Annotated in this window: 12 protein-coding genes; 6 read left to right on the top strand and 6 right to left on the bottom strand. The window is 66.6% G+C overall.

Annotated features, from left to right (window positions below):
- On the bottom strand, positions 1–718 hold a 718-nt coding region (locus tag WAW85_RS09190), incomplete at its 3' end, for an alcohol dehydrogenase catalytic domain-containing protein (protein WP_422559311.1).
- Between the two features lie 70 nt (positions 719–788).
- On the bottom strand, positions 789–1,253 hold the full coding sequence (locus WAW85_RS09185; RefSeq protein WP_422559310.1) for a MarR family winged helix-turn-helix transcriptional regulator: 465 nt from the start codon (positions 1,251–1,253) through the stop codon (positions 789–791).
- A gap of 101 nt (positions 1,254–1,354) precedes the next feature.
- On the opposite strand from WAW85_RS09185, the gene WAW85_RS09180 reads away from it, so the two are divergent.
- Both WAW85_RS09180 and WAW85_RS09175 read left to right on the top strand, forming a co-directional pair.
- Positions 1,355–1,798 carry a DUF5313 family protein gene (locus WAW85_RS09180; RefSeq protein WP_422559309.1) on the top strand — a complete coding sequence of 148 codons (444 nt, stop codon included), beginning with the start codon at positions 1,355–1,357 and terminating at the stop codon, positions 1,796–1,798.
- Positions 1,799–1,807: 9 nt separating this feature from the next.
- Complete coding sequence (locus tag WAW85_RS09175; RefSeq protein ID WP_422559308.1) at positions 1,808–2,956, top strand: acyl-CoA dehydrogenase family protein; 1,149 nt, start codon at positions 1,808–1,810, stop codon at positions 2,954–2,956.
- A 7-nt stretch (positions 2,957–2,963) separates the two neighbouring features.
- Here WAW85_RS09175 and WAW85_RS09170 read toward each other — a convergent pair whose 3' ends face one another.
- From WAW85_RS09170 to WAW85_RS09160, 3 genes are read right to left on the bottom strand one after another with little or no spacing between them, the layout of a single operon-like run.
- On the bottom strand, positions 2,964–3,848 hold the full coding sequence (locus WAW85_RS09170) for an FAS1-like dehydratase domain-containing protein (RefSeq protein WP_422559307.1): 885 nt from the start codon (positions 3,846–3,848) through the stop codon (positions 2,964–2,966).
- 1 nt (position 3,849) lies between these two features.
- Positions 3,850–4,593: a 3-oxoacyl-ACP reductase FabG gene (gene fabG, locus WAW85_RS09165; RefSeq protein ID WP_422559306.1), complete on the bottom strand. Its 744-nt coding sequence runs from the start codon at positions 4,591–4,593 to the stop codon at positions 3,850–3,852.
- A 13-nt stretch (positions 4,594–4,606) separates the two neighbouring features.
- Positions 4,607–5,779, bottom strand: coding sequence for an acyl-CoA dehydrogenase family protein (locus WAW85_RS09160; protein WP_422559305.1), 1,173 nt, complete (start codon positions 5,777–5,779; stop codon positions 4,607–4,609).
- A gap of 176 nt (positions 5,780–5,955) precedes the next feature.
- On the opposite strand from WAW85_RS09160, the gene WAW85_RS09155 reads away from it, so the two are divergent.
- The 4 genes from WAW85_RS09155 (at position 5,956) to WAW85_RS09140 (ending at position 10,278) form a co-directional block, all read left to right on the top strand.
- Complete coding sequence (locus tag WAW85_RS09155) at positions 5,956–6,639, top strand: hypothetical protein (RefSeq protein ID WP_422559304.1); 684 nt, start codon at positions 5,956–5,958, stop codon at positions 6,637–6,639.
- A gap of 2 nt (positions 6,640–6,641) precedes the next feature.
- Positions 6,642–8,648 (top strand): YhgE/Pip family protein, encoded by a 2,007-nt coding sequence (locus WAW85_RS09150; protein ID WP_422559303.1) that lies wholly within the window; start codon positions 6,642–6,644, stop codon positions 8,646–8,648.
- A gap of 112 nt (positions 8,649–8,760) precedes the next feature.
- On the top strand, positions 8,761–9,198 hold the full coding sequence (rnhA, locus tag WAW85_RS09145; protein WP_422559302.1) for a ribonuclease HI: 438 nt from the start codon (positions 8,761–8,763) through the stop codon (positions 9,196–9,198).
- Between the two features lie 60 nt (positions 9,199–9,258).
- Complete coding sequence (locus WAW85_RS09140; protein WP_422559301.1) at positions 9,259–10,278, top strand: DsbA family protein; 1,020 nt, start codon at positions 9,259–9,261, stop codon at positions 10,276–10,278.
- Between the two features lie 22 nt (positions 10,279–10,300).
- On the opposite strand, the gene WAW85_RS09135 is transcribed toward WAW85_RS09140, so the two are convergent.
- A partial coding sequence (locus WAW85_RS09135) for a multicopper oxidase domain-containing protein (protein ID WP_422559300.1) occupies positions 10,301–11,156 on the bottom strand: 856 nt, incomplete at its 5' end.

Here is an 11,156-nt window from a genome sequence, read left to right as displayed (position 1 = left end):
CCTCGATGGTGCTGTGGGCGCCGTAGCTGCCGGTGAGTTCCTTGATCTGCGCCACGCCCTCGTCGCCGCGTGCGGTGACGATGTCGGTGGCGCCGAAGCGGCGCGCGAGTGCCTGGCGCTCGGGATGGCGCGACATCGCGATAATTCGTTCGGCGCCGAGCTGGTGGGCGGCCAGAATGCCACAGAGGCCGACCGCGCCGTCGCCCACCACGGCCACGGTCTTTCCCGGTCCAGCCGCGGCGGCGACCGCAGCGAACCAGCCGGTGCCGAGCACATCGGAGGCGGCCAGCAAGCTGCGCGACTGCGCGGCGGTCGGGGTGCCGGGAATCGGCACCAGAGTGCCGTCGGCGAGGGGAATGCGTGCGTACTCGGCCTGCGTTCCGATCGAGCCCATCATCACCTGATGGACGCAGCGCGATTGATAGCCGGCCTGGCAGATCTCGCAGGTGTTGTCGGAAGCGACAAAGGAACCGACCACATGGTCGCCGACGGCGAGGTGGGCGACATCGTCGCCAATCTGCTCGACGATGCCGACGTATTCGTGACCCATCCGGCTTGGGCCGCGCACCTTCTCGGCGCCGCGATAGGGCCACAGGTCCGAACCGCAAATGCAGGTGCCGGTGACGCGGATGATCGCATCTGTCGGTTCGAGGAGTTCGGGGGCAGGGACTTCTTCGACCCGGATATCTCCGGGGGCGTGCAGTACGACTGCGCGCATTTCATTCTCCTCAGCGGTGTCGACGAACCGGGGACCTTTCGGGCTCGACGATACGCGGCTCCCGACGGGATCAGCCGACGTTGGCCTCGGCTGCCAGCGCGGCGGCATTGATGCGGGTCAGCACGTCGTGCAGCTCCAGGAGAACCGACAGGTCGACGCCCAGGGCGGCCACTACCTGCCCGGGGATCTCCAACGCTTTGGTCCGGAGTTTGGTGCCGGATTCGGTGAGCAGCACCAGGACGCTGCGCTCGTCGTCGTCGGACCGGCGGCGCTCGATCAGACCACCGGCTTCCAGGCGCTTGAGGAGCGGGGACAGGGTCGCGGAGTCGAGTTGCAGCAGGCCGCCGACTTGCTTCACCGACAGTGGTGAGTCCTCCCACAGTGCCAGCATCACCAGGTACTGGGGGTGGGTGAGGCCGAGCGGCTCGAGCAAACGGCGGTAGATCTTCAGCACCGAACGGTTGCAGACGGCCAGTGCGAAGCACACCTGCCGGTCGAGCAGTAGCGGGTTGCCTTCGAGTTCCACGGTCTCCATGGATGTCAGTCTACGCCAATTAAGTAGCGCACGATCCAATTGTGGGCTAAGGTTCACCTACATTGAGTAGTGCGCGATCTAGTTACAACGAAAGGCCCCCGATGAGTAAGCGCCCCAATCCCATCCAGTGGATCGGCTACGTCTACGGGGCAAAGCTGCCCGAGGGTCAACGGGACTGGGTCGCCAATGATCTGATGGGGTCGACCGCCACGCTGCGCCACTTCCTGCGTTCGCAGGTCAGCTTTGTTCCGCTATACCTCGTCCTGTTCTTTGCGTTCCCCGGACCGGTGTGGATCCGCAGCCTGATGGTGCTGCTGGCATCGAGTTTGGCGGCCATTTTCGCGCTTTCGTACATGGATCAGAACCGCGTCCGTCGACTCCAGAAGCATGGGCTTGGCAACACCCCGCTCACCTACCGGCAGCAAGACGAGGCCGCTCGGGTCAAGGATCAGTACGAGGAGATCTATGCCGCGCGCCGGGCTGCGCCGGCAACCGCCGCCGAGCGGGCGCCCCGCGGCGATGCGGCTCCGGGAGCATCTTTGTAGGCTCGGAGCGTGGCGCTGACCCCGGACGAACAGGACATTGTCGCGTTGGTGCGCGACTTCGTCGACCAGCGAGTCTCCGCCCGCGTGCGAGAGTTCGAGCACGACGACATCTATCCCGAAGAGTTCATCGAGGAAATGAAGAAGCTCGGCTTCTTCGGACTTCTTGCCCCCGCGGAGTACGGCGGCGTTGACGTCTCGACGGACTGCTTTGTCCGCGTCTGCGAAGAGCTTGCGCGCGGCTGGATGAGTCTGGCCGGCGCCATCGGCGGACATTCGGTGATCACCTACTTGATCAAGACCTTCGGAACGAGGGAGCAGCGCGAGCACTACCTGCCGCCGATGGCCGACGGCCGCATTCGTGCGACGATGGCGCTCACTGAGCCGAGCGGCGGCAGCGACCTGCAAGCGATGCGGACCGTCGCCACGCGCGACGGTGACAGCTACGTAATCACCGGCTCCAAGACCTGGATCTCCAACGCCGCGCACTCTGGGCTGATCGGTGTGCTCTGCATCACCGACCGTGCCGCCGAACCCGCGCACCGGGGGATGAGCGTGCTGCTCGTTGAGCCCGGTCCGGGGTTGGCGATCTCGAAGAAGCTCCCGAAGCTCGGGTACCGGGGCGTGGAAGCGTGCGAGCTGACTTTCGAGGGTATGCGGGTACCGTCCTCGGCGGTGCTCGGCGCCGAGCCGAACCTCGGCTGGGGTCAGATGATGCGAGGCCTGGAGATCGGACGCATCCAGGTGGCCGCGCGCGCCCTGGGGGTCGGACAGGCGGCGCTCGACGCGGCCGTGAAGTACGCGCAGCAGCGCGAGTCCTTCGGCACGCCGATCTGGAAGCACCAGTCCGTCGGCAATCTCCTCGCCGATATGGCGACCAAGCAGCAGGCCGCGCGGCTGCTCACCCTTGACGCGGCCCACAAAGTTGATCGCGGCGAACGCGCCGATATGGAAGCCGGGATGGCCAAGTTGTTCGCCTCGGAGGCGGCCATGCAGATCGCGCTGGACGCCGTCCGCGTACACGGCGGCTACGGCTACTCACGCGAGTACGACGTGGAGCGCTACTTCCGAGATGCCCCGCTGATGATCGTCGGTGAGGGCACCAATGAGATCCAGCGCAACGTCATCGCGGCGCAACTGATCGCCCGCAACAAAATCTGAGAAGCGGTCAGGCCAGGGTCAGATCCAAGCGGGTGTGGATCGTTTCCGGGGAGCCGAGGCGCTCATGGCTGAGCACCGCGATGGTAGTGCCGGCGGCCGTCGGGGTGGGACGCAACTCAGCCGTCGTCCCGCAGAAGAGCGGCGCGCAATTGCGGTGCGATAGCGCGGCGATGGGGCGCGGGTCTTTGCTCAGCCGGTGGACTTCGGCGGCAGCGAGCGTCATCAACGGGCCGTGCACCACCAGTCCCGGATAACGCTCGACGCGTGTCGCATACGGCCAGTCGTAGTGGATACGGTGCGGATTGGCGGTCGCCGACGAGAACCGCATCAGCAGCGTCGGGTCGGTCCACAGCCGCCACGAGTCGGGGCCGTGGCGCTGAAGCGGTGGACCCTCCGGTGCTACCACGGCCGCCGACTCGACGTCGGGGGCGCGTTCGGTCGGTACCCCGGCTTCGCGGTAGATGATGGTCTGCTTCTCGACGACGGCCAGGGTGCCGTCCGGTGCATAGAGTTCGATGCTCACGACCACCACGACGAGGCGTCCGCTGCGGCCCTGCTTCTCGGTCACCGACTCCACCCGCGCCACCCGGCGGACGGTGTCACCGACCCGGAGCGCCCCGAGGAACTCAGCCGAACCGCCGGCGAACATCCGTCGCGGCAAGTCCACCGGCGGCAGAAAGGAGTTGCCGTCGCGGATCGTGTGCCCTTCGGTGCCGAGGTCGGAAGACACGGGCCAGTGCGCCAGCGCAGCCCAGTGCCACAGCGGCGGCAACGCGTCGCCGACCTGCGGGGTGGGCAGTTGGTCGTCGAAGAGTGCCGCCAGCGCAGCCGTCGGACCCGGTTTCACGAACTCCTCGGTCGTGATAGTGCGCGGCTGCCAGATCCCAGTCATGTCAGATATGCCTGCCGCCGGTTACTTCCAGTACGCAGCCGGTCAGGTACGACGACTCGGGCGTCGCGAGAAACAGTGCGACGCTGGCGATTTCGCTCGGCTCTCCGGCGCGGCCCATCGGGATCTCGGCCATCTTCGACTCCCAGATGCGCTCGGGCATCGCCTCGGTCATTGCCGTCCGGATCAGTCCCGGGGCGATCGCGTTGACTCGGACGCCGAGATGTGCGAGCTCCTTGGCGGCGGCCTTGGTCAAACCGACGATGCCGGCCTTGGCCGCCGAATAGTTGGTCTGCCCGATGAACCCGACCTTGCCGGAGATCGACGACATGTTGATGATCGCGCCGCTGCCCTGTTCACGCATGATCGCCGCCGCCGCACGCGTCCCGTTCCAGGCGCCTTTGAGGTGAACATCGATCACCAGATCGAACTCTTCTTCGGTCATCTTGCGCATGGTGGCGTCGCGGGTGATGCCGGCGTTGTTCACCATCACATCCAGCGATCCGAATGCCACGACGGCGGTGTCAATCAGGCCGTCGACGTCCGACGACGACGTCACATCGCACTGCACGCCGAGCGCGACATCGCCGCCGCCGAGCTCGGCCACCGCCGCCTCGAGTGCTGCGGTGTTCAGATCGCCGAGCACCACGCGGGCGCCCTCGTCGACGAACCGTCGCGCGATCGCCAGGCCGATGCCTTGCGCGCCTCCGGTGATGACGGCGACCTTGCCGTCGAGCCGTGCACTCATGTCTTCTTCTCCTTCACGTCCGGTTCTCTTTGCTGGCCTGGCGGACCAGTCCGCCGCCGATGATCAGTCGTTGAATCTCGCTCGTGCCCTCGTATAGCCGGAGCAGGCGGACGTCGCGGTAGATCCGTTCCACTGGCATATCGCGCAGGTACCCGCTGCCGCCGTGCACTTGGACGGCCTTGTCGGCGACCTCGCCGACCATCTCGGTGCAGTACAACTTCGCCACCGACGGGGCGATCCGACGGTCCTGTCCGCTGACCCATTGCGCCGCGGCATCGCGGACCAGCGCCCGCCCGGCCATCACTCCGGTGGCCATATCCGCGAGCATGGCTTGCACCAGCTGGAATTCGCCGATCGGTGTACCGCCCTGCGTGGTCACCGCGGCGTGCCGCAGGGACTCGTCGAGCGCGCGCTGGGCGGTCCCGACCGCGATGCCGGCGATGTGCACGCGGCCGCGGGCCAGTGAAGTCATCGCCGCGCGGTACCCGAGATCGACGTCGCCGCCGACCAACGCCGACGCCGGAATCCGGACGCCGTCGAAATGCACATCGGCAGTCCACGAGCCTTCCTGGCCCATCTTGCGGTCGGGCTCAGCCACCGAGACCCCCGGCGTATTGGCGGGCACCAGGAATACTGCGATCCCGGGGCCGCTCTCATCGGCCGGCCGCACCCGCGCAAAGGTCACGAACAGATCGGCCAGCGGCGCATTGGTGATGAAGCATTTGCTGCCGTCGATGAGCCAGTGGCCGTCGTCTTGTTCCACCGCTTTTGTGCGCAGCCCGGAGGGGTTCGACCCGGCACCCGGTTCCGTCAGCGCGAAGGATGCCACGACCTCGCCGGCGGCAATCGGCGGCAGCCACCGCTCCTGCTGTTCCCGGGTGCCGAAGCTGACCAGCACCTGCCCGGCGATGCCGTTATTGGTGCCGAACATCGAGCGCAGGGCAAGGCAGGTGTACCCGAGTTCCTGCGCCAACTCGACGTCCTGCGCCAGATCCAGTCCGAGACCGCCCCACTCCTGACCGATGGCGAAACCGAACAGGCCGAGATCCTTGGCGGCCTGGCGCAGATCCGCCGGGATCGCGTCGCCGTCGGCGATCTCGCGTTCCCGCGGGACCACCCGCGTGACGATGAACTCGTGCACCGCGGCGCGGATGTCCCGGAAATCCTCGGCACTGACTTGCGACATGACCTCGGACTCTACCGGCCGTACTCGTCAAGCGGTCGCCGCCCGATGATCGCGGCCATCAGCGGACTGCACCCGCGCAGTGACGACCGCCATAACTCATCTGACAACATCTGTTACCGCACTTTCTGCGAGCGGGTGACTCCCGGACGAACGGACCGGGTCTACGCTCAGGATCCATGAGCCAACAGCCTCCGGCGCCGGCGGTCCAGGCACGCGGAATCGCGCAGACTGGGCCGTGGGGCCGCGTATACGGTCCGCTCGACCTCGATGTCCCGCACGGTGGCCTGACTATTCTGCGCTGCCCGGCCGGCCCGGGGCGCACCGCATTGCAGATGACCCTCGCCGGCCGGATGAAGAACAAGTCGGGATCGCTGACGGTCGCCGGTCAGACCGGCGCCAAGAAGATCTTCGCCGCCTCCGCCCTGGCCGCGATCGAATCGCTGGACAGTGTGTATGCCTCGGTCCGTGTCGTGGACCTGCTGACCGAGCAGCTGCGCTGGGACGCGCCCTGGTACTCGTTTGTGCGTAAAGCCAATCAGGCAGCCTACGAACGCGTGTGCCGACCGGTCTTTGGCGACTTGCCGCTGCCCCCGCTCGACGCCTACGTCGAGAATCTCACCGAACTCGACGGTCTGCTGCTGCGCGTGGCGTTGGCCAATACGCAACGGCGGCCGGTGCTGGTGGTCGGCAACATCGACCAAGTGACCAGCGATGCCAACCAGCGCACCTTGGTGCGGCGCCTCGCCGCGCTGGGCGCCGACCACACCCAGACGGTGATCACCTGCACCGTGAACGACGTCGATCCGGCTCTCGGCTACCGCTTAGAGATTCCGGTCGACCTCAACAGCGAGGAAGAGTAGTCATGCTCGCCGGAATGTCGCTCGGTACCGAACTTAAGCGGTACTCCAAAGGCGCGATGCCGCGCATCGCGATCGTGACCATCGTCCTCCTGCCACTGTTGTACGGCGCGTTGTACCTGTGGGTCTTCTGGAATCCGTTCGACGAGGTGAACAAGATGCCCGTCGCGCTGGTCAACGAGGATCGTGGCGCCTCTGCCCAGGGTGAGCAACTCAACGCGGGTGACGAGGTGCAGGCGAATCTGCTGTCCTCCGGGGAGCTGGATCTGCACCCCACCACTGCGGCCGAAGCCGCCGACGGCCTCGCGCACGGCCGCTACTACTTCACCATCACCATCCCGGAAGACTTCAGTTCGTCGATCGCATCGGCGCTGACTGACGATCCGCACAAGGCGACGATCGACTTCACGTTCAACGATGCGAACAGCTATCTCGCGGGTGTCATCGGCCAGCAGGCCGGTGCGAAGGTCACCACGGCGTTGAACGAGACGATCGGCCAGCGTGCGGTGGACCAGGTCTTGGTCGGCTTGCAAAGCGCGGGTACCGGGTTGGTCGAGGCGGCGGACGGCGCCGAGCAACTGCACGACGGCCTCGTGCAGGCAAACACCGGCGCACAACAGCTCGCGCAGGGTGCCGGTGAGTTGTCGACCAACATGGTCGTCGCGCGCGACGGTGCGGCAGAATTGGCGGCAGGCAATGCGCAGTTGGCCGACGGGATTACCGCGGCCACCGACCCGTTGATGCCGCTGCTGGCCAACACCCAGTCGCTGCAAGTCTCCGCGCAGACCGTCGCCGCTCTCGGGTCGATGAGCGGACAGCTGTCCCAGGTGCTCGGCGTGATCGGGCAGGCCGGAGCGCAGCAGTCGCAGGCCGCGCAGGGTGTTGCGCACACCATCGATATGCTGCGCCGCAGCGGTGACCCCAATCAGCAAGCGCTCGCCGAACTGCTGAAGCCTGCGCTGGGCTTCTTGCAGACGCAAGGCATTGACCCGTCGACCACCGCGCAGGTACAGCAGTTGAGTCAGCAGAGTGGAGCGATGGCCCAGCAGATGGGCGATCCGGACTCGCCGCTGCGGACCACGCTCGAGCAGCTGAACTCCGGCGGGCTGGCGGGCAAGGTCAGCGAGATGCGTTCGGGCGCACAGCAACTCAAGGCGGGATCGGCCACTCTCGCATCCGGGCTGGTGCAGCTGACAGACGGCAGCCAGCAGCTGGCGACCGGCGCGGAGCAGCTGGCGCAGGGGACGCCGCAACTGGAGGCCGGTTCGCAGCAGCTCGCCACCGGACTGGCCGACGGGGTGAAGCAAATTCCCTCGTTCGGCAGTGCCGAGCAACGGCAGCAGGTCGCGGGCAACCTGGCTGAGCCGGTCGCGCTGAGCGAGTACACGCACAATCCAGCCCCCACGTTCGGTGCGGGTTTCGCGCCGTTCTTCCTGACGCTGGCCCTCTTCATCGGCGCGATGGTGATCCTGATGCTGATCAAGCCGCTGCAGTCTCGGCCGGTGATCGGTGGGCTCGGTGGTCTGCGCTCGGTCTTGTCGTCGTACTGGCCGGCTTTCTTGATCGCGGCAGCGCAGGTGGTGGTGATGTTCCTCGTCGCCCACTTCCTGGTCGGGCTGAATGTGGTGCATCCGATCGGCATGGCGCTCTTCATGTTGCTCATCGCGGCGAGCTTCCTCGCGATCATTCAGATGTTCAACGCGGTCCTGGGCGTTGCCGTCGGCCGGGTGGTCTCCCTCGCCTTCCTGATGGTGCAGATTGTGGCCTCGGGCGGTATTTATCCGGTGCAGACCACCGCGGAGTTCGCCCAAGTCCTGCATCCGATGGATCCGATGAGTTACGCGGTCACCGGCATGCGGCAGGTGATCGCCGGCGGTATCGACGGGCGATTCTGGACGGCGGTGGTGGTGCTCGCGGGCATCTTCGTTGTCAGTATCGGAATCAGTACGTGGGCGGCCCGCCGAAACCGGCAGTACACGATGGAACAACTGTTCCCGCCGATCGAAATCTGACGGTGCGCCGCTCGACTCGGTCTCGCCCCGTCCCTCGAGGGGTCGAGACCGAGCCCAAGGTGCTCGACACCCGGACTGAGGGGGCGAGATCGTCCCGGTAGATTTGACGACTATGAGTGACGCGGTAGTGGAGATCTCGACGGACGGGGCGTGCCGGGGCAATCCGGGACCCGGCGGCTGGGGTGCGGTGCTGCGCTATCAGGGCAAAGAGAAGGAACTGTCCGGCGCGGAGCCGGACACCACCAACAACCGGATGGAATTGACCGCGGCCATCGAGGGGCTCGACGCGCTGACCCGGCCGTCCACCGTGATCCTCTACACCGACTCGGTCTATGTCCGCGACGGCATCACCAAGTGGGTGGCCGGGTGGCAGCGCAACGGCTGGAAGACGGCGGCGAAGAAGCCGGTAAAGAACGATGACCTGTGGAAACGCCTGGTCCAAGCGGAAAAGCGGCACACCGTCGAATGGCGCTGGGTCAAGGGCCACAACGGCGACCACTACAACGAGATCGCCGACACCCTGGCGACCACCGCCGCCCGTTCCCTGTAACCCGATACCGGGTCGGTACGCTCGACGGCAGCCGAAATGCCTGACCATCGGGGGAATGCCATGACGCAGCAATCTGGACCGGACGCTGGCGCACCGGACGACGCGCAGCAGGCGACCCAGCGTGCGAACGTGGTGCCGCCGACCCCGCACATGCAGCACGGCCCGACGGTGGCCGGTGGCCAGTCCCCGATGGGCCAGTATCCGTCGCCGCAGTATCCGCCGCAGTATCCGCCGCCGGGTCAGCAGTTCGGGGGTCAGCAGCCCCCGGGGTATTACCCGCCATATCCGGCTGGAACGGGCACGCCGCCGTCGAACGGTCGGCCCGGCATCTGGATCGGGCTGGTGCTCGCGGTGGTGATCGCCGTTATCGCCGGGGTGCTTATCTACGTGCTGAATAGGGACGGCGGCGAGGCGGTGGACGCCGCCTCGCCGACTGCGGAAACCTCAGCACCCGTCGGCTCGACGCCCGCCGGGCAGACTTCGACCGGATCGGCCTCGGGGAGCGCGCCATCCGCGGGCACCCCGCGGATGGAGTTCCTCATCGGTGCGGGCGATCGCGCCCCGGTCAAGGTGCCGACGGTGGTCGTCACGGTGATCGAGGACTATCAGTGCCCAGCTTGTGCGCAGTTCAACCAGAGATTCGGGGACACGCTGACCCAGATCATCGCAACGCCGAACGCCGCTGTGGAATTTGTCCCGATCAGCTTCCTGGACCGGGCGTCCACGACGAACTACTCGTCACGTGCCTGGAACGCCTCGATCTGCGTCGCGAACAGCAGCAGCGAGAACTATGCGAACTGGCTGACGTTCCAGTCGCTGCTGCTCACCCAGCAACCGGCCGAAGGCGGACCCGGACTGACGAACGAGGCGCTCGCGGAGATAGCCGGGCAGGCTGGCGCGAATGACGTCCAGGATTGCATCCTGGGCGAAACGTACCGGGCCTTCGCCGAACCGCACACGCAGCAGGTGCTGGCCCAGCCGGGTTTTGCGGGTACGCCGACCGTTCGCATCAACGGCGAGGACTACACATTGAGCACGCCGCAGGCGCTCAAGGCCGAGGTCGACGCCCAGTTGCGCTGACCGCGGCGGGCCGGATCGTCGGTCAGTTCTCGACCACGATCTTGCCCATCGCACCGCGCTCGCCAGCGAACATCCGGTGGTTGAGGAAGGTGTAGGTGCCGGGCTCGAGGAAGGTCATCTCCACAAAGCCGCCCTGCGCGGGCGCGAGCGCCAGCGCCTGGGAACCGCCCCGCAGCGCATTGCCGGGCGCCAGCAGATACGCACCCTCGGAATAGACGACGTCGAACTGGGTGCCGATCACATGGAAGGCGAGCGGCTCGTTGGGGCCAGCGTCTAGCACCCACATCCGCACCCGGTCGCCGACCTTCGCGTGCAGCGGGCGGTAGACGTACTGGTTGGCGTAGCCGTTGAACATCACCAGATCCGGAGTTCCCGCGGCCACCTTATCGGCGTCGATCGGGCCGCCGTCGGGGCCGAGGAACCACTCCGACTGGGTGAACAAGTATTCCGCGTCGACCGGTGCCAGATCCGACGGATCGATGATCACCGCACCGAACATACCTGCCGCCAGATGGACCGGCATCGGCATCGTCGCGCAATGGTAGAGCCAGATCCCGGTGTGTTCGGCGCGGAACCGGTACACCAGGGACTCGCCGGGATTGATATCGCGCATGTTGGTGTCGGGGGACACCATGCCAGCGTGGAAGTCGATCGAGTGCGCCATGGTGCCGGCGTTGTGCAGCGTCACCTCGAAGACGTCGCCCAGTTTGCCGCGCAGGGTCGGGCCGCCGACCTTCCCGTTGTATGTCCAGATGGTCTGCCGTACGCCGGGCGCCACCTCGCCGGGCCCTTCGGTCGCGGTGAAGGTGTAGCGGTGCACGGTGCCACCCGGAGCGGGGGCGAGGGCCGCGTCGCGGGCGGCGAAACCGTCTCCGGGC

The sequence above is a fragment of the Gordonia sp. (in: high G+C Gram-positive bacteria) genome (assembly GCF_049299075.1).
Lineage (GTDB): Bacteria > Actinomycetota > Actinomycetes > Mycobacteriales > Mycobacteriaceae > Gordonia.
The sequence above is the reverse complement of the archived record's forward strand: the minus strand, read 5'-3'. Positions and strand labels throughout refer to the sequence as shown.